The sequence below is a fragment of the Zobellia nedashkovskayae genome (assembly GCF_015330125.1).
Taxonomy (GTDB): Bacteria; Bacteroidota; Bacteroidia; order Flavobacteriales; family Flavobacteriaceae; genus Zobellia; species Zobellia nedashkovskayae.
Genome location: NZ_JADDXR010000002.1, coordinates 4460377 through 4484027, shown reverse-complemented (window position 1 = coordinate 4484027; position 23651 = coordinate 4460377). Strand labels below are relative to the sequence as shown.

General features: G+C 35.4%; 12 protein-coding genes. 7 read left to right on the top strand and 5 right to left on the bottom strand.

The window, feature by feature from the left end; genetic code table 11:
- Positions 1-105: 105 nt before the first annotated feature.
- Positions 106-1059, top strand: a complete 954-nt coding sequence (locus IWB64_RS18420) for a hypothetical protein (RefSeq protein WP_194535407.1) — start codon at positions 106-108, stop codon at positions 1057-1059.
- A gap of 29 nt (positions 1060-1088) precedes the next feature.
- Here the strand turns inward: IWB64_RS18420 and IWB64_RS18415 are convergent, their stop codons facing one another.
- The 4 genes from IWB64_RS18415 to IWB64_RS18400 form a co-directional block, all read right to left on the bottom strand.
- The gene (locus IWB64_RS18415; protein WP_194535406.1) at positions 1089-1517 is read right to left on the bottom strand and encodes a YybH family protein; all 429 of its coding nucleotides are present in this window, start codon (positions 1515-1517) and stop codon (positions 1089-1091) included.
- A 94-nt stretch (positions 1518-1611) separates the two neighbouring features.
- A complete protein-coding gene (locus IWB64_RS18410; RefSeq protein WP_194535405.1) occupies positions 1612-2322 on the bottom strand; it encodes a Bax inhibitor-1/YccA family protein in 711 nt (236 codons plus the stop codon).
- A 384-nt stretch (positions 2323-2706) separates the two neighbouring features.
- Positions 2707-3909 carry a mannonate dehydratase gene (gene uxuA / locus IWB64_RS18405; protein ID WP_194535404.1) on the bottom strand — a complete coding sequence of 401 codons (1203 nt, stop codon included), beginning with the start codon at positions 3907-3909 and terminating at the stop codon, positions 2707-2709.
- Between the two features lie 51 nt (positions 3910-3960).
- A complete protein-coding gene (locus IWB64_RS18400) occupies positions 3961-4767 on the bottom strand; it encodes an SDR family oxidoreductase (protein WP_194535403.1) in 807 nt (268 codons plus the stop codon).
- A 375-nt stretch (positions 4768-5142) separates the two neighbouring features.
- On the opposite strand from IWB64_RS18400, the gene IWB64_RS18395 reads away from it, so the two are divergent.
- From IWB64_RS18395 to IWB64_RS18375, 5 genes are all read left to right on the top strand, one after another.
- Positions 5143-8211 carry a SusC/RagA family TonB-linked outer membrane protein gene (locus tag IWB64_RS18395; protein WP_194535402.1) on the top strand — a complete coding sequence of 1023 codons (3069 nt, stop codon included), beginning with the start codon at positions 5143-5145 and terminating at the stop codon, positions 8209-8211.
- A gap of 17 nt (positions 8212-8228) precedes the next feature.
- A complete protein-coding gene (locus IWB64_RS18390; RefSeq protein ID WP_226975939.1) occupies positions 8229-9797 on the top strand; it encodes a RagB/SusD family nutrient uptake outer membrane protein in 1569 nt (522 codons plus the stop codon).
- A gap of 71 nt (positions 9798-9868) precedes the next feature.
- Positions 9869-13159 carry a VCBS repeat-containing protein gene (locus IWB64_RS18385; protein ID WP_194535401.1) on the top strand — a complete coding sequence of 1097 codons (3291 nt, stop codon included), beginning with the start codon at positions 9869-9871 and terminating at the stop codon, positions 13157-13159.
- A 55-nt stretch (positions 13160-13214) separates the two neighbouring features.
- Entirely contained in the window at positions 13215-17450 is a 4236-nt protein-coding gene (locus tag IWB64_RS18380; protein ID WP_194535400.1) for a two-component regulator propeller domain-containing protein, read from the top strand.
- A gap of 5 nt (positions 17451-17455) precedes the next feature.
- Positions 17456-19282: an arylsulfatase gene (locus IWB64_RS18375; protein WP_194535399.1), complete on the top strand. Its 1827-nt coding sequence runs from the start codon at positions 17456-17458 to the stop codon at positions 19280-19282.
- Positions 19283-19304: 22 nt separating this feature from the next.
- On the opposite strand, the gene IWB64_RS18370 is transcribed toward IWB64_RS18375, so the two are convergent.
- Positions 19305-20168, bottom strand: a complete 864-nt coding sequence (locus tag IWB64_RS18370) for an AraC family transcriptional regulator (RefSeq protein ID WP_194535398.1) — start codon at positions 20166-20168, stop codon at positions 19305-19307.
- Between the two features lie 232 nt (positions 20169-20400).
- On the opposite strand from IWB64_RS18370, the gene IWB64_RS18365 reads away from it, so the two are divergent.
- Positions 20401-23649: a DUF1553 domain-containing protein gene (locus IWB64_RS18365; RefSeq protein ID WP_194535397.1), complete on the top strand. Its 3249-nt coding sequence runs from the start codon at positions 20401-20403 to the stop codon at positions 23647-23649.
- The last annotated feature ends 2 nt before the right edge of the window (positions 23650-23651 follow it).

The following is a 23651-nucleotide window of genomic DNA, read 5'->3' as shown; positions in this document are numbered from 1 at the left end:
CGAATATAGGGCCCGCACAGTTGTTTAACTGAGCGGGCCTTTTCGTTTTATAGATTTGGTGCGCCTTTTGTTTTCAGTTCACAGAATATCAAGTAGTTTTGCAGTATGATAAAAAAATTCTTGTTTGTATGTATGGTATGGGGAATATCTTCAATGATGTTTTCTCAGGACATCGAGATTTTTAAGGTATCCGATTTTAATTTGAAGGGAAATGTGGAATCGTGTTTTGTAATTACCGACTATGGTAAGGAAGAATACTATTTTAATCCAGAAGGGTTTTTAACAAAGTCTGTTACCCGTTATAATGATACCGATTACGAGACTACGAACTATAAATACCTAAATGGGTTCTTAAAAGAACGTAGAATAGAAAATTATATGGACGGTAGTTTTGACCGTGCAACGTCTATTGCTAATTTTTATGAAATAGATACAACAGCAGCCAAAACTATAACTGAAAATATAGTTTCTTATGAAAAGGAACTTTTAGAGAAGAACGTTTACACTTATGATCAGAATGAAAAATTGACTAAGATTGTCCGTACCAATACAAGCGGCATAGATGAGAGTGATTTTGAGTACATTAATAAAGACAGCGTTACAATAGTTCGTAAAACTTTAAATACGCTATTGTCTAAATTAATCACAACGTCTCAAGTGATAGAAAATGGACAGAAATTTAAAAAAGTACTTTCAGAAAATTATATAGAAGGGAATCTTACTTCAAAAACCATTGAGGTTTTCAATGAAAATAATAAGCTTACTTTATATAAAGAGCTGATGTATGATAGCTCTACAAAAAAATGGATACCACAAAAAGAAGAGCGCTATCTATATGATGAAAATGGAGTTCTGGTAACCACTAAAACTAAAAAACGTTTTGGAGATTTAACTCAGGAATATATTTATCAGTTTGATGGTACGCCGGCCAATAACTGGGTAAAAGAAATTATAACTCCAAATAACTCATACACGACAAGGCGCATCAAGTATTACCCTACTGCCAAAGTTGAAACAATAGAAGTAATTGAAACTGAAGTAGAAGAGGGGAAGAATTAGATTTTTAAATGAGTTTAGACGAATATCAATTAGCAAGAAGAATCTGCTACAATTTTCCATTCGCCATTTATCTTATTAAATATAATCATGAAAGTACCATTGGCATCACCCACCTCTCGCGTCAAAAAGTACTGTCCCATAACATAATAGGACGCTTCATTAATTTTAGTAATCTGGTCTATTATAAAGCGCAACTTTCCAGTGTCCGCTTTGGTAGGATATCCTTTTTTGTAATTGTCCAGAGTCGTTTGCCAACCTTTGGTAACCTTTCCACCACTATAATAAGTTAGCTCATCAGATTTCCAGTAGCCCTGCATAAAACCTTCCAAATCGTGATTGGACCATGCTGTTTCTTGTTCGTGAAGTATATTTTCTATGGCTTCTACATCGTTGTTTTGAGCAGATAAAGAAACAGATCCTATTAAAAGCACGAGTAGCAATATGGTTTTATTTTTCATAATTCAGTTTATTAAGTGATGAGGTGGTAAGATAAAAAAAAAGCCCTGATAATTTTATCAGGGCTTTACACATTAAAAACGTAAACACTAAAAATTAATCAGTCGTATGAATATTGAGGATGTACCAGAATAGCAGCATAAGGCTAGCAAAAAGACCTAAAGAAGCTGCTACATATTGGTGTGATTTGTATCTGTGAACTAGGTTAGAAGTTTGATATAATATTGAACCAGAGGCCAAAATTACCATGGCAGCACTAAATAAAAGGCCCAAATTAAACCCGAACAATACGCCAGCAACAATAAGTCCAAGTGCGATTACAAAACCCACGGCTAATATAGATTTTAAAAATGAAAATTCTTTTCTAGTTAGTAAAACAATGGCAGAAAGCCCAGTAAATAACGAGAGAGTCATTATCGCAGCTTGATTAAGAATATCAAGGGAACCATTTTCTGTGAATGTAAGGGCTATGAATATTAATGGAATAAAAATAAATGCCTCTGCAACTACGTAAATTAGAAGACCTAAATAGTGCATGTTATTACTTTTACTCTTTAAGGCAATACGTTCTGCATAATTGGTTATAAACAAAAAGCCACCCAACATAATTAACCAACTATAACCCTCGGTTAGTGATAAAGCAAAATTTAATATTGGTGGGATTTGAAAAAATAAAGTTTCGACAAGAACAAAAAGTAAGACGGCTCCGGCTAAATGCGCATATGTTTTTCTGTAGAAGACAGCTCGTTCAGTCTGGGTAACCAAGCTTACCACTTGGTTGGTGGTAGTGTTCTGGTGGTCTTTCATGTTGGTGGTTTTGGCGTAAATACAAATAAAAAAATATTACGCTAAGTGTAGCTAATTATTTGTTCAACTACAGGTTTATTCGTTTTTGGTTTAATATTATTGTTTTCAATGCGTAGGCGATACAGAATAGAGCTGCAACAACTACAGAATCTTACATTTCACTTTAAGAAAATGTAACAATTATTTACAACGGAACAAAAGAACTTTAGCTGATAAACTGTGATATGTAATGGAAAAATATAGAGTAGAATAAACGAGTACTAAATGTCCCCTTTTATTCGTAATTTTTATTTTGGAAGACAATAGAGAAGGTTTTCTGGCCAACAAAGATTTTGCTGGCCTAGAAAACTATGTACGAATATGTTTAACTTTAATTAAAAAGTATTATTCAAAAAAAGCTTTGTAAATTCCTAATTCCAACCCACGTAATTCCGCCAAACCGCGCAAGCGACCTATACCTGAGTAGCCGGGATTGGTTTTTTTATGAAGGTCATCTAACATCTGGTGACCGTGGTCAGGTCTCATGGGGATCAAAGCATCTTTTCTGCCTTCTGCTTTTCTTCTTTGCTCTTCGGTAAGAATCAATTTTATAAGTTCATACATAGGAACATCTCCCTCTAAATGATTTGCCTCGTAGAAGTTTCCATTTTCATCACGTTTGGTACTTCGTAAATGTAAAAAGTGAACACGATCAGCAAATCGTTTAAACATTTGCGGTAGATTGTTATCAGCTCTTGCGCCCAAAGACCCCGTACAAAAGGTGATACCATTATTATTAGACTTTACCTTATCAAAAATATAAGCATAGTCAGCTTCATTTCGCATGATGCGCGGTAATCCTAGTATAGAAAATGGTGGATCATCTGGGTGAATACACATTAACATATCATTTTCTTCTGCAGTGGTTATTATTGCATTTAGAAAATAAACAAGATTGTTGCGCATGTTATTTTCATCCATGCCTTTATAGGTGTCTAGCGTGGCCTGAAACGGACTAAGGTCAAAACCAATCTTAGGTATATTATAATTTTCAGAAGACCCTGGTAAACCGGCGATAATCGTTTTTATGAGTTTATAGATGTCATCTTCAGACATACTGTTAAAATATGTTTTGGCAGCTTCAATTTGAGATTCCGTAAAGCTCTTTTCAGCATCGGGTCTTTTAAGAATAAATAGATCAAAAGCAGCAAGAGCCGTAGCGTTGAAAAAAAGTGCTTTTGAACCATCTTCTACCTCATAATCTAGGCTTGTGCGCGTCCAATCAAGGACAGGCATAAAATTATAGCAGACTACATTAATATTACATTCAGCAAGGTTTTTTAAGCTTTTCTTGTAGTTTTCTATAAGTTGTTCAAAACCATCTTGTTGTGTCTTAATACTTTCATGAATAGGTAACGATTCTACTACAGACCATACCAAACCATTTTTTTCTAAAAGATTTTTGCGCTCTTCTATTTCGGAAACCGACCAAACCTCTCCATTTGGTATGTGATGTAATGCGGTGACTACACCAGTGGCGCCAGCCTGTTTAATATCTTGTAGGCTGACAGGGTCGTTAGGCCCATACCATCTCCATGTTTGTTCCATATTAGGTACTTCTTAATTGGTTGATATATGTTATAATGTTAGTTTGATAAGTTATACTCCGCTAAAAGCACTAAATCCACCATCTACAGGCAGAACAATACCAGTAATAAACTTAGATGCATCGCTACATAAAAATTGAATTGCACCGTTTAGTTCCCCAACTTCGCCAAAACGACCCATTGGTGTGCTTTTTATAATAGTCTCCCCACGCTGTGTAAACGAACCATCCTCATTTGTAAGCAACGCTTTGTTCTGTTTTCCGATAAAGAAACCTGGAGCAATAGCATTCACGCGAATACCGCTCCCGAATTTGGTAGCCATTTCAACAGCCATCCAACGCGTAAAGTTTTCCATAGCTGCTTTAGAAGCAGAATAACCAGCCACTCTTGTAATGACCCTATCTGCCGCCATAGAAGAATAGTTAATGATTACACCTTCTTTTTGTTCGGACATTACTTTACCGAAAACCAGGGAAGGAATAAGTGTCCCGTTAAGATTTAGTTCTGTCACTTTATTGAAGTCGTCAATTTTTATATCAAAAATAGTTTGGCCAGGTGCTACCGTTGCGCCTGGCAGGTTGCCGCCAGCAATATTTAAGAGAATATCTATTTTTCCAAAATCCGTTAAAATTTGGGTTTTAGCTTTTTCTAAGGATTCCTCACTTAAAATATCTGCTTCGTACACATTAGCGTGCCCGCCCACGGTTTTAATTTCATCTAAAAGCGACTGAACCGATGTCTTTTTTCTTGTTAATAGGGCCAACTTAGCCCCTGATTTTGCTAAACTTTTAGCAACACTACCTGCCAAAGCCCCACTAGCCCCAGTTATAACAGCAATTTTATTGTCTATATCAAACATTCTTTCTTTTTTTTAATAAAGCCCAATATAAAACAATCTACTCTAAAAGAGATCTAAGAACAGTATGAAATGCAAATTAATTCTTTAGCTGTTTTAGTTAATATAAATACAATTTTTAAGGTAGAAGCTAGAGTGATTTTACTTTTTTTAGTAGTTCATAGGTCTACAATCTACTTTTTGGAATGTTGAGGTTGTTTTCATTATTGCTGCTATAGTTAGTTTTAAGATGCTTTTTGTGTAATAAATACACTTGTTTTTTGATGTATAACCATTTGTTGCACTCATCTGATCATATGTTGTTAAAGAATGGTTAAATAAACATCACTTTTGAAAAACTTAAACAAATGTTAACTACTCAATTAAACTAAAGATCTTATGAAAGGAACTAACTTTAAAATTAAAAAACGGCAACCGCACAGATATCTGGCTGGCATGTTGTGGCTTTTGGCAATAGCTTTTGGTCACGCTCAAGATATGTCCGTGAGTGGTACAGTTACAGATAATTTAGGGCAACCCTTACCAGGAGCCAATGTGCTGGTAAAAGGGACTACTAATGGTACACAAACAGATTTTGATGGTAATTTTACACTTAACGCTCCTGGTGATGGAACTATATCTATAAGTTATATAGGTTTTGTTACCAAGGAAGTAGCTATTAACAACCAAACTAATATTAAAGTAGCTCTTGAAGAAGATGCAGAGTCTTTGGATGAAGTTGTTGTTGTTGGTTATGGTACTCAGAAAAAGTCAGATTTGACAGGTTCTGTTGCAACCGTGGGTTCCAAGGATATTGAAAAATATACTTATAATGATGCCTCGCAAGCACTTCAAGGTAGAATGGCAGGTGTAAACGTACAGGCTCAAGGTGGAGCTCCTGGAGCTGGATCTGTTATTACTATTAGAGGTACAGGAACGTTTAGTAATGCTGGACCTTTATTTGTAATTGACGGTATGATTACCGGAAATATGAATACGGTAAATCCAGGGGATATTGCATCTGTTTCTGTTTTAAAAGATGCTTCTGCAACTGCTATTTATGGTTCTAGGGCAGCCAATGGTGTAGTTATAATAACTACTAAAAAAGGAAAGAAAGGAAAAGTAAGTATTGATTTAGATACTAACTTTGGTTATCAAAAAGTTATAAACGAGATAGACTGGGCTGATGCTACGCAATATGCAGGAATAGTTAATCGTGCTAATGACGCAGATGGTGTTCCAAGATACCCCGCTAATGATACCCAATTTGACCCTAATTATAGTAGTAATTTATATGATGATTCTTTTAGGACTGCATCTGTAAGTAATACTAACCTGAGAGTTTCTGGTGGAGGTGAAAATAGTGTGTATAGTCTTTCATTAAATCAATTTGACCAGGACGGTGTTATAAAGTTCTCAGATTTTAAAAGAACTACGGTAAGAGCTAATTTTGGATTAGATAAAGGTAAATTCAAACTTCAAAGCACCATTGGTTTAACTAGAACAGTAGATAATCCTAATCCTTATTTTAATAAAGAAAGGAATTTACTCCCTACAATTAGATTAAAAAACGATGCAGGAGAATGGAGTGCAGATGACAGAGCAGATAGAGGAATAACAACTGCTTACGGAGCTTTCTATGGTCCTGGTACAATTGCAAATGAATTAGGTATTGCTGCTACAGAAGACAGAACCAATACTTTGAATACCGTTATAGGGAATGTTTCAGGTTCTTATGAATTATTTGATGGTTTAACTTATAAGTTAAACTTAGGGATGGAGTCATCTTCAAGGAATAACTACACTTTTAGTCCTGATGCACAGGTTATTTATAATGGAACAAATAAAGCAACATCAGAATTAAGTGAAACCAATACTAATCGCTTAAATACTTTAGTAGAACATACGCTCAATTATAAAAAAGTTTTTAATAAGCATAGTGTAGATGTATTAGCTGGTTATACAGATCAAAAAAACAATTCTAGATCTTTAGGTATAGTTGCGCTAAATGCTATAAACAACATCAGTGTCGCAGGTGCTTTCAGCTCGGAAAATTTACAAAGAGCTCCTTCTGAGGATATTACAACAACCATTCAATCTTATTTTGGTAGGTTAAATTATACTTTTGATGATAGATACTTATTAACGGCAAGTTTGCGTCGTGATGGTTCTTCTTTGTTTAAAGAAGATTTAAGGTGGGGTACTTTCCCTTCTATGGCAATTGGTTGGAACATTAGTAATGAGCCATTTTTAGAAAATTTTGATGCTGTTTCTAACATTAAGTTAAGGGCTGGTTACGGAGAAATAGGATCTAATAATGTTGATGCGTATGCAATTAATCCTTCTATTAACTTATTTAGTACCTATGTTTTAGGTGAAACTCAAGCTAGAGAATCTGGTTATGCGGTTACAAGAGGTGTAAATAGTAATATCTTTTGGGAAACTACTAAAACAACAAATTTTGGATTAGAATTTGCCACTCTGAATAATAAGATAAACGTAACCGTGGATTATTTTATTAAAAAATCGGAAGATATTTTAGTAGATGTTCAGCTTCCTCTTTATACAGGATTTGCTAATCAAATTCCATTTAATAGAGGAAACATAGAAAACAAGGGTTTTGAATTCTTAGTAACCTATGCTGATCAAATAGGAGATTTAAACTTTAACTTGACAGCCAATTTCTCTACACTGGATAATGTAGTTACTTCTTTAGGAGGACAAGCACCTATTATTGGAGGCGGTTTTACTTCTAACGGGTTAAGGGGTACTAGAACTGACATAGGGGAGCCTATTGGCTCTTTTTATGGCTATGTAACAGACGGTATTTATCAAACAGATGCAGAGGCTACAGCAGCTAATGATCAAGAGGGTAACCCAATAGCAGGTGATCTTAAGTTTAAAGATTTTAATGGCGATGGTGTTGATCCAGAAGATAGAAAATACCTTGGTAGTTCTATCCCAAACTTTGAGTATGGGTTTAACCTAACGGCAGACTATAAAGGAGTAGATTTAAGCCTATTTTTTAATGGTGTATCAGGAAACAAAATTTTGAACTCTACAAAATATAGAGGATTTTTTGATTTTAATGGTAATTATTTAGCGGATGCGGCAAATGCATGGACACCTACTAATACAAATACCAACATACCAAGAAACACACAAGTTGATCCTGGTTTTAACCGTAGAATGTCTGATTTTTATTTAGAAAATGGTGCTTATTTCCGTTTAAGAAATGCGCAATTAGGATACACACTTCCTGATGATGTATTAGAAAAAATAAAAATACCTAAAATTAGATTGTACGTTTCTGCAACAAACTTATTTACAATAAGTGATTATTCTGGATATTATCCTGAGGTTGGAAGAAATAGTAGAGGTGGTACTAGTCTGTTTAATAATGGTGTTGATGAAGGAAACTATCCTACACCCAGAACTTACCAACTAGGTTTACAAGTTTCTTTTTAATAAAAAAAATAAGAAAAATGAAAAATAATAAGATAACAATAAAGGGTGTGCTGGCTATGTTTGCTCTTTTAGCCCTAAATATAAATTGTTCTGATGATGCTTTAAATCAGGATAATCCAAATATTCTTGTGCCATCATCATTTTGGGGTACAGCAGAAGATGCAAATAAAGCTATTTTGGGAGCTTATAGCCCTTTTTTAGCAATAACCTATTACTCTAGATTCGAAGTATTCCTTTCAGATTACAGAGATGATGTTGTAAACGGTTTTAACTCTTCGGATAGAACAGCTGCAGGTGCCTTCAATGCTACCGCAGATCGTAACGCTCCAAAATGGATGTGGGAAGCACAATTTAGAGGTGTTTCTAGGGCTAATGATGTTCTGTTTAACGTTCCTAATATAGAAATGGATGCTGCAGAGAAAGAAAGCATACTAGGAGAAGCTTACTTTATTAGAGGTTTTAATTATTTTAATTTAGTTAATAATTTTTTAAATGTACCTATAATAACAATTCCAGTAGACCAAATGGAAGCTCCGGAGTTACTACCACAAGCACCACCTGCTGATGTTTGGGCGCTGATAGAGGAAGATTTGAAAAAAGCACAAGCTATGTTGCCAAACTCTTGGCCTGCAGAACAAACAGGAAGAGCTAGAGCCAAAGCTGCTACAGGTTTGTTAGGAAAAGTCTATTTATACCAAGGAAAATATTCGGAGGCTAAAGCAGAATTTTCTAAGGTTATGGATGGAAGTTTTGAATTAATGGATGATTATGCTGATAATTTCACAGAGGAATTTGAAAACAATAAAGAATCTTTATTTGAAATTCAGTTAATTTCTGATGGTAACCAAGGTTGGGGAGCAGATGCTTCCAGTAGTGGTTCTGGTTCAGCTTACCAGGCCGACTTGGCTCCAGTAGGATATACAAACCAAAATACTATGAGAGTTAATCAATGGGCTCTTGATTTATTTTTGGATGAGCAGACTGTTAATGGTGAAAATGACCCAAGAACGTATACAACTTTCTTCTGGAATACTGAAGATTCTACAATTTACGAAGGAGATACGTTACGTTCAAGAACTTACCTTAACACATCTTATGCAGATGCTTTTGATGCTTCCGGTACAAATATATTTGGTAATAAATATGCAGATTGGAAATTTAATGGTAAAGAAGAATCTAGAGATGGCGGATGGCACAGTTCTGGAAACAACCTAAGAATATTAAGATATGCAGATGTTCTTTTAATGTTTGCTGAAGCAGAATTTATGTTAAACGGTTCTACAACTGCCGCGTTAAATGCTATTAATGAAGTTCGCGAAAGAGCAGACTTAGCTCCGCATGCAGTAATAACAATGCAAGATATAGAAGATGAACGTGTAAAGGAATTAACTTTTGAACGTACACGTTACTTTGATCTTCTTCGTTGGGATAGGGTTAAATCCAGAATTGTAGATAATCCAGATTTAAAATCAGAAAGTGGTGGTACAAGCTCTTACAAACCAGGAAGAGAATACCTTGCAATTCCTCTTTCAGAATTAGACGGTAATAATAATGACGAAGGGTTTAAACAAAACCCAGGTTACTAATGATCAATAGTCTGTAAATTAAAAGGGAACCGTGAATTAACGGTTCCCTTTTATATTATTTATATTTAAGCATGAGAAAGATAATTGCTTCATTAATTGTTTTGCTTATAGTTTTTTCTTGCACTAAGAAAAGTGCTATAAGTAAAAATTTTATAGAAATAGACCCTACGGTATCTGGGGTAGATTTTTCTAATACTATTATTGAAAATGACACTTTAAATTACTTTTCATTCCCTTATCTATACCTAGGGGCGGGAGTGTCTATAGGAGATATTAATAATGATGGATTATCTGATATATATTTCACAGGTAACTTAACTCCTAATAAATTATATCTTAACAAGGGTAATTTGCAATTTGAAGATATCACGGAAAAAGCTGGTATTGCAGGTGATAATAGATGGTATTCCGGTACCACAATGGCCGATGTAAATAATGACGGCTATCTAGATATTTATTTAAGCGTATCCGGCAAGTTTAGTACTACCGCAAACCAATTGTTTATTAATAACGGAGACAATACTTTTGCGGAAAAAGCTGCTTCTTATGGAATTGCAGATGAAAGTATTTCTATACAATCTACATTTTTCGATTATAATAACGACGGACTTTTAGACCTTTTTGTGGCTAATTATCCAAATGTTTTAGTGAGCAAAGGAAATAATTATTATAAGAATAAAATGAACTTGAATGTCCATGAAGATTCTGGGCATTTATACGAAAACAATGGGAATGGAACATTTTCTGATGTTACGAAAGAATCTGGAGTTCAGAATTTTGGACTAACTCTAGGCTTAGTTGCATCAGATTTTAATAATGACGGATATAAGGATTTGTACCTAAGTAATGATTTCAATGTACCTGATTATTTATACCAAAATAATGGAGACGGTACCTTTACGGAGGTTTCTAGAAAAGCAGCTAGGCATACATCTATGTTTGGTATGGGTATGGATGTTAATGACTTTAATAATGATGGTTTAGTAGATATTCTTCAGGTTGATATGACTGCTGCGGATTATAAACGTTCTAAGACTAATATGGCGAGCATGAGTCCTGAAACTTTTTATGAGTCAGTAGACTATGGTTTCAATTATCAGTACATGCAAAACTCGTTGCAATTAAACAACGGGGTAAATCAGGATAAAATACCAGTATTTAGTGAAGTATCAAGGTTTTCCAATATGTCTACCACAGACTGGAGCTGGGGAGCGCAATTTGCGGATTTTGATAATGATGGATGGAAAGATGTGTTTATATCCAATGGGGTTAAAAGAGATGTAAATAATAATGACGTTAATGCCAAATACAAATCTGAAACTTTTTTTGGTGAAAATAAAAACAAAGATTTCAGATTAATGCCTAGTACTCCTATTGCAAATTTTGCTTTTGCTAATAACAAAGACCTTTCTTTTTCTAACGTAAGTGAAGAGTGGGGATTGGATAAAGCTGGTTTTTCTAATGGGTTTGCATATGCAGATCTAGATTTAGATGGCGATTTAGATTTGGTAATAAATAATATGGATGCACCGGCATCTATTTATGAAAACAAAAACATAAAAAATAATAATTACCTGAGAGTAAGACTTCAAGGAGAAAAAAACAATCCTTTTGCCTTAGGGGCTAAAGTTGTTATTAACGAGAAGATCAACAAACAAACTCAGGAGCTAACATTAACCAGAGGATACCAGTCTAGTGTAGAACCAATTGTTCATTTTGGACTCTGGCAAGCTGAAACAGATAATTCTGTAAAAGTTATTTGGCCAAACGGAGAAACGCAGCTGGTAGAAAATGTAAGTTCTAATCAAGAAATTAAAATTAAATATGACTCTTTAAAAACCAGCACTATTCCTATTATTGACAGAGAGTATTCTTTTGCGAACATTTCAAATAAAATCAATCCTTCTTTTATACATATTGAAGATGCTTATGATGATTTTAAAACAGAACCTTTACTGCCTCATAGGTATTCTCAGTTAGGTGCAAAAGTAGCTACAGGAGATATAAATTCAGATGGATTGGAAGATTTTTTTGTTGGTAATGCAAAAGGTAGTCAGTCTGCAATGTATGTGCAAAATGAAAATGGTGGTTTTGAATTATTGGCAGGACCATGGGAAACGGATTCGCAGTATGAAGACACAGGTGTTTTACTTTTTGATGCGGATAATGATAAAGATTTAGATTTATACATTGTAAATGGTGGTAACCATACTTCTGTAAATTCAGGTTATTATCAAGATAGATTATATATAAATACGCCACAGGGTTTTGTAAAAAGTACAAAGGCACTTCCTGTAATTATAGCTAGTGGACAAGAAATTGTTAGCGCAGATTATGACAACGATGGGGATTTAGACTTATTTATTGGAGGTAGAATTGTACCGGGTAAATATCCGTTCTCTCCGGAAAGCTATATTCTTAAAAATGAAGGAGGAAAAGATTTAGAATTACAATATACTAACGTTACAGCAGAAATAGCCCCTGAATTGTCTGAGTTAGGAATGGTCACTTCTGCTATTTGGGACGATTTTAATGACGATAATGAAATAGACCTAATTGTTACAGGAGAGTGGATGCCTATTAGGTTTTTTAAAAATACTGGAGGAAGTTTTAAAGATGTAACAAATGAATTAGGTTTTGAAAATACTACTGGATGGTGGTATAGCTTACAAAAAGTGGATATTGATGCTGATGGAGATATGGATTATTTTGCTGGGAATTTGGGGCTAAATTATAAGTATAAAGCAAATGAAAAGACCCCATTTGAAGTTTATGCAAATGATTTTGATGAAAATGGGACTATGGATATCGTTCTAAGTTATAGAAAAAAAGGAACTATTTTACCTTTGAGAGGAAGAGAGTGTTCGTCTCAACAGGTTCCTGCAATAAAGAAAAGGTTTGAGACTTTTGAATCCTTTGCAAATGCTAATTTAAATGATATATACGGAGAAAAAATGTTAAAAAAGGCTTTACATTATGAAGCTAAAACATTTGCCAATTCATGGATTGAAAATAAAAATGGTGAATTTATAATCCACGAGTTACCTAAACGAGCTCAATTTTCATCAATTAATAAATTTGAAATCTTTAATTATAATGGAGATCAATTTCCGGATATGCTTATTGGTGGTAATCTATATGAAGCTGAAGTGGAAACACCTAGAAATGATTCTGGAATAGGGTTGGTTTTGGTTGGTGGTGTCAAAAACGATTTTGAACTTTTAGACATGAATGAAAGTGGATTGTATGCTCCAGGAGAAATAAAGGATATTAAATCTATAAATATTGGCGATCAGAAAAAGCCAGCTTTTATTTTTTCTGTAAATAATGACTCTCTTTTATTGATAGAACAGAGAAAATAGATTTTCTTTAATAATAAACTATTACAGCAAATCTTTTTGCTCCTTAAAATAATAAATGAAAATACTGGTGAATAGTAAGCAATTCTTAAAAGCGATATGGATTCTTTCGTGCGTTTTATTTTCTTATACATTATGTTATTCACAAAACCATATCAGTTTCAAACACATTACAACAAGTGACGGACTTTCGCAAAGTGATATTAATGCAATTTATCAAGACAAACAGGGTTTCATGTGGTTTGGTACGCATGACGGACTCAATAAGTATGATGGGTATAAGTTTACGGTTTACAATCCAAGTGCAAATAAACCTAATCGTATTAGCAGCAATTTAGTTTCTGCTATTACCGGTGATGAAACAGGTAATCTTTGGGTGGGTACAACAGGTAGCGGACTCAATTTCTATAATGCCGCAACCGGTAAGTTTACATCTTATCTTAATGATGAAGAAAATGCATCTAGCTTAATAGGAAATCATATTACTGCTTTATTTAAGGATAGTAAAAATCGTTTATGGGTCGGTGCTATTGATGGTCTCGATATGGTTGATCTGTCCGCATCATCCAAGAAAGTAGAATTTCATCATTTTAGTTCTGAGCAAGATCCCTTTGTTTTAGGGTGGGATGGTAGCTCAATTTATACTATTTATGAAGACAAGAATGGGCAAATATTGATTGGAGGAGCAACTGGTCTTTTTAAGTTAAAGAAAGACCCAAATGGTAAAGATTATTTTGGAAAAGTAAACAAATCGCTTGGACTCCCTGACGGTATCGTAAGAAGTATTACCGAGGACAACTTAGGAAGGCTTGTCATAGCAACTAACGTAGGCCTATTCTGCCAAGTCAAAGGAAAAGAGCTTGCAAAGGTTTATGATGCCAATATTAATAACATTTTGGTAGATAATAACAATCGCTTGTGGGCTGGTTCCGATGAGGGGCTGTTCTATTTTGAAAATACTTCTCAAGATAAGATTCCTCAGTTGGTTAAACGCTTTACCTATGATTCAAGAGATGTTGGTAGTATTAGTAAAAACATAATAAAATCATTATTCCTGGACGAGACCGGTATTGTTTGGGTGGGTACCAATGGTGGGGGGATCAATACTTTTGATTCTGGAAAAAAACCTTTCTTAAATGTTAGAAATACCCCAGACCCTCAGAGTTTGAGCTATGATAAAATTAGGGCAATGTATGAGGATAGCAATGGAACGGTATGGGTTGGTACTGAAGGTGGCGGGCTGAATATGCAGCTCAAAAACGATGATGATGGCAACTATAATAAATTTCAACATTTTTCTTTAATACCCAGGACATTTGCTATTACCGAAACAAATATAGATAATAAGAAAACCTTGCTTATTGGTGCAGAAGGAACACCAGGTTTGTATTTGCTGGATATTAGTAATCCAAAAAATGTAAAAGAATCAGATTTAGTTTCCCAAGGCTTAATGGGTGGAGTTTTCAGTCTGTTGAACGACTCTAAAGAAAACATTTGGATTGGTACTTATACCTCAGGTATACATAGGTGGATAAAAAAAGAAGATGGTAAAGGTTTTACTAAATCAACTTTTAAAAGTTATCCTAAACAGCCTAACGCATTGCCTAGTAACATCATCAGGGATATCCTTGAGGATAGTGAAGGTAATATTTGGTTTGCAACAGGAGGCGGTCTGAGTATGGTAAATGCTATTGAGCGCTATAAAAAACAACCTAAGTTCGAAACGTATAAAAATGATAAAAAAAATGCGAAATCAATAAGTCATAACTACATACTCTCATTATATCAAAGCACAGCGGGAGATTTGTGGATAGGTACTTTTGGCGGTGGACTCGACAAGTTTATTCCAGGTAAAGAAGGAGAAGAAGATGCTTTTGTTTCATATTCTATTCGGGATGGACTACCGAATAATGTCATCAAAGGTATTTTAGAAGATAGAGAAGGAAACCTTTGGCTTTCTACAAATATGGGGCTTTCTAAATTCAACCCTAAAAATGAAACTTTTAAGAATTATAATGAAAGTGATGGTCTACAGGATAATGAATTTCAAGAATTAGCTTGTTTAAAGCGGGCAGATGGGGAAATGCTTTTTGGTGGAATAAATGGTTTTAACGCCTTTTATCCCGAAGAGATAAATGATAATGAACAACCTGCGGAAACGGTAATAACGGATTTGCTGGTTTCCAATACATCTGTTAGGATTGGAGAAAAAGTAAACGGCAACGTTATTTTGGAGAAAAGCATTAACCAAATTGATAATGTTAAGTTGGGCTACAAACAGAATAATTTCTCTTTTGAATTTGCGGCTTTACATTATGCAGCTCCATTAAAAAATAAGTTTGCCTACATGCTTGAAGGTTTTGATAATGATTGGGTTCAAACCACTTCTGGTAAGCGATTTGCGACCTATACGAACTTAGAGCCGGGAAATTATACTTTTAAGGTGAAAGCCTCAAATAATGATGGCCTATGGGATCAGTCGCCTTCCGAAATAAAAATTAAGATTACACCGCCAATCTGGCAAAGTTCTGGAGCGTATTTATTTTACGGACTTCTAGTTTTAGGGGTTCTTTGGTTGTTTTGGAGATATACTTTTATCAGGACGAGTAAAAAGCATCAGCTGGAGTTAAATCACCTGGAGAAAGCTAAATCTGAAGAAATGCAACAGGTAAAACTAGAGTTTTTTACTAATATTTCACATGAATTCAGAACGCCGTTAACCTTAATAAAAGGGCCGTTAGAGTATTTACGGAAGGATGGTTCAAAAGTAAGTCAGACCAAGGTTCAGGAGCAGTACAATATTATGTACAAAAACACTAATTATTTGCTCAAACTTGTGAATCAATTATTAGATTTTAGAAAGATTGATCAAGGAAAAATGCACTTGGTAGTGCGTAATAGTAATGTAGTTGAATTTATTCAAGAAGTGGGGCAGCCATTTCAATTTTTGGCACACAAACAAAATGTGAATTTTAGTATCTCTTCTACAGAGGATCCACTTATGTCCTGGTTTGATCATGATGCTCTAGAGAAAATAATGAACAACCTTTTGTCCAATGCTTTTAAGTATACGCCAGATGGAGGTCATATAAACGTAGAGATGTCAACAGAAGAGGCTACTAACCTTAAGGGGCAAACCAAAAACGTAGTTATAAAGGTTAGGGATTCCGGTTTTGGAATAGCAAAAAATAGAGTGAATACTATTTTTGAGCGCTTCAATACCCAAGATAAAAAAGACCGCAGAAATCTTCAAGGAGCGGGCATTGGTCTATCGTTCACCAAAAATCTAATAGAACTACACCAAGGTTCTATTGTAGTTAAGAGTAAGCCTAATAAAGGAACCAATTTTGTGGTAAGGCTTCCTCTGGATAAGGAAACATTCATGAACATTCCTGAGGTAAGTATTAAAGAGGTTTCGGAAAGTGATTTCTTAGTCCGTTCGTCGGAAACAGAATCTTTTGCCATTGGAATAAATGATGAAATCCTTGATGAGGATGTTTCAAAATCACGTCCTAAATTGCCCATTTTACTTATGGTTGATGACAATGCGGATATCCGTATGTTGGTAAAGCAAGCGCTAGACAGTGATTATGTAATTTATGAAGCCGAAAATGGTAAACAGGCACTGAAAATGGCAAAGAGCCTAATGCCCAATATTATCTTAACAGATATTTTGATGCCAGTAATGAATGGTACTGAATTCGCAGAAAAACTGAAAACAGATAAAGAAACAAGTCACATTCCAATTGTAATGCTAACAGCAAAAGCATCCGAAGAAAGTGAAATAGAAAATTTAAAGATGGGAGTTGAGGGGTACATAAGAAAGCCTTTTGATATGGAGCTTCTTCAACTTACATTATCTAATATTTTAAAACAAAGAGACGAACTCCGTAAACAGTTTACGAGAAATATTACACTACAACCTACAGAGATCACGGTGACTTCCGTAGATGAATCCTTTCTGCAGGCCGCTATTGAAATTGTTGAAAAACATATGATGAATACCGACTTTAATGTAGAAATGTTGGTTAAGGAAATGGGGTACAGTCGCAGTAATCTCTATATGAAGTTCAAGGAGATTACCGGTCTTTCTTCTAGTGAGTTCATTAGGAACATTCGTCTTAAACGAGCCGTTCAATTGTTTGAACAGAGTGATCTGTCCGTTAAGGAGATTATGTACAAAACAGGTTTTAACACTGCGTCTTATTTTTCAAAATGTTTTAAAAAGCAGTTCGGGGTAATACCTAGTGAATATGTTGCCAAACTAAAAGATAAAAAACAACCTCTTAGATGAATACAATGAAAAGAAATCTATTTATCAAATTCTGCCTTATAGCGGGTCTAATGGCAAATGTCTCATGCGGACAACAAAAGAAAGCGGAAACAGAAAAGGCAACAACTTTAGAAACAGATGATGACAAGCCTAATGTCATCATAGTTTTTACGGATGACCAAGGATATGGAGATTTAGCTTCTCACGGTAACGAGTATATTAAAACACCTAACTTAACCTCTTTTGGAAAGGAATCCTTGGAACTTACGAACTTTCACGTGGGTACAACTTGTGCGCCTAGCCGTGCTGGTCTTATGACAGGACGTAATGGCAATAGAAATAATGCATGGCACACCATAGGGGGTTGTTCCATATTATTGGAGGATGAAAAAACTATAGCTCAGGTTTTTGAAGAAGGTGGCTATAAAACGGCGATGTTCGGTAAGTGGCATTTAGGAGATAATTATCCTTATAGACCTTTTGATAGAGGTTTTCAAGAAACACTTTATAACGGTGGGGGCGGCGTACAGCAGACACCTGATTATTGGAACAACACCTATTTTGACGACACTTATTTTAGAAATGGCGAACCGGAAAAAGTATCAGGCTACGCTACTGATGTATGGTTTGATGAGGCAATTAAGTATGTGCAACGTACCAAAGAGGAACCTTTTTTCTTGTACTTACCGCTTAATGCAGCACACTCACCTTTTAATGTGCCGGAAGAATATGCCAAGATGTACGAAGATGCACCTTTGACAGATGTACAAAAACGGTTTTATGGTATGATCACCAATATTGACGAGAATTTTGGAAAGCTGATTTCTTTTTTAAAAGATGAAAAATTATTTGATAATACCATAATCATCTTTACTACGGATAATGGTACTGCCGCAGGTATTAAAAAGAATAAGGATGGTAGTATTTCAGGGTATAACGCCGGTTTGCGTGGCACTAAGGGAAGTCATTATGATGGCGGACATAAGGTTCCGTTTTTCATTAGTTGGCCAGATGGCGATATTAAAAAAGGTGTAGTTAGTAATGAGTTGGTGGCAAATGTAGATTTACTGCCAACACTGACCAAAATGGCAGGGGTTCCTTTTAGTTCAGAAAAACCGTTGGATGGGGCCGATATGACTTCAGTTATATTGGAGCAGTCTAAAAGTGAAGAACGTATGTTGGTTATTGATACACAGCGCGACCAGTGGCCTATAAAAGGGAAAAACAGTTGTGTAATGAATACCGAATGGCGCCTAATAGATGGTACGGAGTTGTATAATATTATTGATGATCCGGGTCAGAAAAATGATATCGCTAGTCAACACCCGGAGATAGTTCAAAAAATGCAAGCATTCTATGATCAATGGTGGACGAGTATAGAACCGGAAATGAAATATGCAGAAATTCCTTTGGGCAATCCAAAAGCGAATCCGGTAATGATAACGGTTCATGATATGCACACCAATGATAATATACCATGGAACCAAGTTCTAATTCGAAAAGGGGAATTTGGGCCAAATGGGTTTTATAGTGTAAACATTGTTGAGGATGGGAATTATCAATTCAAACTTTATAGATACCCACCAGAATCAGACTTATCTCTTAATGCTGCGGCAGATGAAATTGCGAGATCTTTTTCTGTAGACGAATTGCCTGTTGGTAGAAGTCTCGTTTTTAAAACTGCAGAAGTAAAACTGGGTGATACGTTATTAAAAGAAAATATTGAAGAGAATAAGTCATATGTCTCGCTAGATGGAAAATTAAACAAGGGTAGTTATGAGCTTCATAGTGATTTCTTCACAAACGATGGTGTCAAATTTCCTGCTTACTACATAGAGATCGAAAAAAAGTAAAAAGAATAGAAACTAATAAGAATTAACCTCCGGGTCTCTTTTTACGAAAGGCTCCCGGGGTTATTCCATTTTTTAATTTGAACAATCTTGAAAGATAAGATACCGTACCTAACCCTGTTTTTTCGGCTATTTCTGCTAAAGTATTATTGGTGGTAAGTAAAAGTGTTTCTGAACGTTCAATTCGTATGGTCTGAATATATTTACTTGGCCTAATTCCAAATTTTTGTTGAAAAACCCGAGAGAAATGGTCGGCACTTAGGTTAAAATACTTCGCAAGATCAGCAACGGTAAGTTGTTCGTGTAAATGTCCTTTTATGTAGTTAAGGACTTCGTGAAAATCACTTCTGATATTCAATTTTGAGCTTTTGCTATTTTGCACAAAAGATGCAAATAAGAGCTGGAGAAGCCCTTGGGTTTCTATGAAAGATTTAGCAGATAACAAATCATTTTTCTTTTCAGTTTCAACTAAAAACTTTTGGTTATCATAAATTTTAGGATCATCATCTACTAAGTAGCGCTTTGGATGAAGTTGAATAATGTTCTTGAAATAACTGAAATGATTGTCATTGGCCTCAATATCATATCTAAAATCTTTAACATCGTAAATAGAAAGCCTATCTCCTAATTCTTCTATGAAATGAATATAATATAGCTCTAAATGATCATCACATTGATAGCGGCTATAGGTAAAACTGGGAACAAGATAGATGTGGTCCGGCTCAAGATCAAATTCTTCATAACTGTGATACATCTTGGCAGTGCCCTTGGTCACTAAATATAATCGGGAAAAAGGACTGATAACATTGTCATAATCCCACTCAGAATTTAGCTTAGAGTAGCCACCATGAAGAAAAGTAAGCTTCAATGATTGCAATATCTTGTTCATAAGGAATATGTATTTTATCGGATTTTATATACTCTTGATCAAAGTACTAAAGATATGAATAAAGCCGATAATAATAGGTTTTCAGGCGTATTTGAAAGAATTATAATTTTAACATCTTACATGCTGCGGTTAATAAAATGTCGGATATGTACAACGCATAGCCTGATTTATACAAGAAATCGACAATACAAATGATTTAAGTTTGTGGAAAACATAAATTTTGTCATAAATAATGTTCAAATCAACAAACTATCTCGTTTTTTCTTTAGCATTAGTGCTGTTTTCATGCGGAGGTCCAGACCTTCCTGAAGATGTTGAACTCGCTTATGAGAAGCTTCCGGAAAAAGTAGATTTTAACCAACATGTCAAACCCATATTGTCAGATAAATGTTTTATTTGCCATGGGCCGGATAAGGCTAAAATTAAAGGTGGGCTGCAGTTACATGATCCTGAGTTAGCGTATGCGGAGTCTACCAATACGCCTGGGCTATTTTCAATAGACCCAGGTAATCCTGGAAATAGTGAGGTTGTAAGACGTATACTGACGGACGACCCGGAAATTATAATGCCGGCACCTGCATCGCATTTAAATTTGTCCCCCAATGAAAAGGCCATGTTAGTAAAATGGATAGAACAAGGGGCGGAATACAAAGATCATTGGGCATTTCTAAAACCGGAGAAGCATGATATTCCAAAAGTGAAACAAACGGATTTAGTAAATAATACTATAGATAATTTTGTTTTGGCCAATTTGGAAGAGAAAGGGATTTCTCCATCTAAAAGAGCGGATAAGGAATTGTTATTAAGACGTGCCTCTATAGACTTAACAGGTTTGCCACCTACTTTGGATGAGATGAAATCCTTTGTAAAAGACAACTCGGAAAATGCTTTTGAGAAGCAAATTGACCGTTTGCTAGCTTCATCTCATTATGGAGAACAAATGACTTTAGATTGGATGGATGTCTCCCGTTATGCAGATACCCACGGTTATAGTAATGATAGGTATAGAGATACTTCGCCGTGGAGAGATTGGGTAATTGAAGCCTTCAATAAAAATATGCCCTATGATGAATTTATTACATGGCAATTGGCGGGTGATTTATTTGAAAATGCAACAACGGAACAAAAGTTAGCAACCACCTTTAATAGATTACACCCTCAAAATTTAGAAGGCGGAATTATAGACGAAGAGTTCAGGTCAGAATATGTTGCGGACAGAACTGCTACAGTAAGTCAAGGTATGCTTGGATTATCTTATGCCTGTGCTAAATGTCATGATCATAAATATGACCCTATTTCTCAAAAGAACTATTTTGAGATGTACGGTTTTTTTAACAATGTAGATGAGACTGGATTAATTCCTTGGGATTTGGCAACACCTGTTCCAGCCATGTTATTGCCAACTAAAGAACAGGAAGGAGTGCTAGCTTATCTTGAAAAGATTGTGGAAGAATCGGAAGAGAGATTAGCGCATACTGTAAAAGCTGAAAACGAAAATTTTGAACAGTGGTTGTCCAGTAATATGTTTCAAAAGATTCCTGTAAAAAATAGACCAAGAGGTTTGGTTGCTTCTTTGGATTTTGACAATCAAAATCTAGTGAATTCCGCAAATGGAAATGGTAAAAATGATATTCGCATGCGTCAGCAATTTGTGGATAATGAGAAAGCTATTTACAAAGAAGGAGCCTCGGGTAAAGGGCTCTTTATGGATGGGGACACTTGGTTGGACTTAGATAAAATTGGTGTCTATAAACGTAACGAACCTTTTAGCATTTCTATAAAGGTGTTTATTCCAAATGACCTGGAAGAGGGGGTTATCTTTCATAAAATGCAAGGTCCTGAATTACATAGCTTTAGAGGGTATCATTTAAAAATAAAAGAGAATAAATTAGAGGCATTGTTTGCTCATGTTTGGCCAGATAATTCAATGGTTGTGGAGTCGGTCAAGGAAATTCCAAAAGAAAAATGGGTACAGGTTACACTTACGTATGATGGCTCTTCCAAGGCTAATGGAATTGGTATCTATATGGATGGCGATAAGTTAGAAACAAAAACTTCTTTTGATAATCTATACAAGGATATTGTTTTTAATAAAATGAGAGATCCTATTTATAAAGGAACCGTAGAGCCAGGTCTTAGAATAGGTGCCATATGGAGAGGAAAGGGAATAGGTAATGCTATTGTTGATGATCTTTTGGTCTTTGACAATGAGTTAAGCGACATTGAAGTAATGCAAATAAGTGCTACGGATAAGCTTAAAGAGTTAGTGGCGAAATCCAAAGAAACGCTTAGTGATAAGGAAAAAGAACAGCTCACTAAATACTATATGATTAAAAAGTCCTCAAACTATAATGAGGCTATAGCGACTTTAGAGAAAAATCGTAAGGTTTTGGTAGATAGTGTGGAGCCAATGAAGCAGATTATGGTTATGAAAGAGCGTAAGACGCCTAGACAGACCTATATTTTGGATAGGGGTAATTATGACTCTCCAACAGATTCTGTATTTCCAAATGTGCCAACAGAAATATTTCCAATGGATGATGGTCTGCCTAAAAATAGGTTAGGACTGGCTAAATGGATAACAGATAAAGATAACCCGTTAACTGCTAGGGTAGCCGTTAATAGATATTGGCAAAATCTCTTCGGAAGAGGGCTGGTAGTGACTTCGGAAGATTTTGGAAACCAAGGCGAGATGCCTAGTCATCCTAAGTTACTGGACTGGTTGGCAATTCAATTTATAGAATCAGGATGGGATGTGAAGGCGTTACATAAGACTATAATGTTGTCCAGTACCTATCAGCAAAGTTCAGTCATTAGTGATGAACTTCTGAAATTTGACAAAGAAAACAAATGGTTGGCTAGAGGGCCCTCAACACGTTTGTCTGGAGAAATGTTAAGAGATAATGCACTATACGCTTCAGGATTATTAAACGAAACCATAGGAGGGGAAAGTGTTAGACCATACCAACCAGATGGTTTATGGAAAGTGAATGGAGGCACCTATGTTCAAGATGGAGAAGAAGGTCTTTACAGAAGAAGTATGTATACCATTTGGAAACGTACCGTTCCCAATCCTACAATTTCAACTTTTGATGCGCCTACTAGAGATTTATGCACCAGTAGAAGACAAAAAACAAATACACCGTTACAGGCGCTAGTCATATTGAACGACCCAACTTATATAGAAGCTTCCAGGGTTTTGGGAAAACAAATAACCGAGGCTAAAGATGTACGCACAGGTATAGCTATGACCTTTAAGAAACTGGCGGGCAGAAATATAACGGATAAAGAGCTAGAGGTACTTTCAGAATTACAAAGCACTGAATATCAGAAATTCAAACAAAATATTGAAAAAACCAAAGGTTGGTTGCAAACCGGAGCTTTCAAAATTTCCGAGACAGATGATAAAGCATCAATAGCTGCCAATGCGGTAGTTGCAAGCACCATCATGAATGCCGATGCCAGTATCACCAAAAGATAAAT

Bases quoted from the DNA above. Each gene is read 5' to 3' on its own strand.
- IWB64_RS18420 (WP_194535407.1), top strand. From the start codon at position 106: ATGATAAAAAAATTCTTGTTTGTATGTATGGTATGGGGAATATCTTCA.
- IWB64_RS18415 (WP_194535406.1), bottom strand. From the start codon at position 1,517: ATGAAAAATAAAACCATATTGCTACTCGTGCTTTTAATAGGATCTGTT.
- IWB64_RS18410 (WP_194535405.1), bottom strand. From the start codon at position 2,322: ATGAAAGACCACCAGAACACTACCACCAACCAAGTGGTAAGCTTGGTT.
- uxuA (WP_194535404.1), bottom strand. From the start codon at position 3,909: ATGGAACAAACATGGAGATGGTATGGGCCTAACGACCCTGTCAGCCTA.
- IWB64_RS18400 (WP_194535403.1), bottom strand. From the start codon at position 4,767: ATGTTTGATATAGACAATAAAATTGCTGTTATAACTGGGGCTAGTGGG.
- IWB64_RS18395 (WP_194535402.1), top strand. From the start codon at position 5,143: ATGAAAGGAACTAACTTTAAAATTAAAAAACGGCAACCGCACAGATAT.
- IWB64_RS18390 (WP_226975939.1), top strand. From the start codon at position 8,229: ATGAAAAATAATAAGATAACAATAAAGGGTGTGCTGGCTATGTTTGCT.
- IWB64_RS18385 (WP_194535401.1), top strand. From the start codon at position 9,869: ATGAGAAAGATAATTGCTTCATTAATTGTTTTGCTTATAGTTTTTTCT.
- IWB64_RS18380 (WP_194535400.1), top strand. From the start codon at position 13,215: ATGAAAATACTGGTGAATAGTAAGCAATTCTTAAAAGCGATATGGATT.
- IWB64_RS18375 (WP_194535399.1), top strand. From the start codon at position 17,456: ATGAAAAGAAATCTATTTATCAAATTCTGCCTTATAGCGGGTCTAATG.
- IWB64_RS18370 (WP_194535398.1), bottom strand. From the start codon at position 20,168: ATGAACAAGATATTGCAATCATTGAAGCTTACTTTTCTTCATGGTGGC.
- IWB64_RS18365 (WP_194535397.1), top strand. From the start codon at position 20,401: ATGTTCAAATCAACAAACTATCTCGTTTTTTCTTTAGCATTAGTGCTG.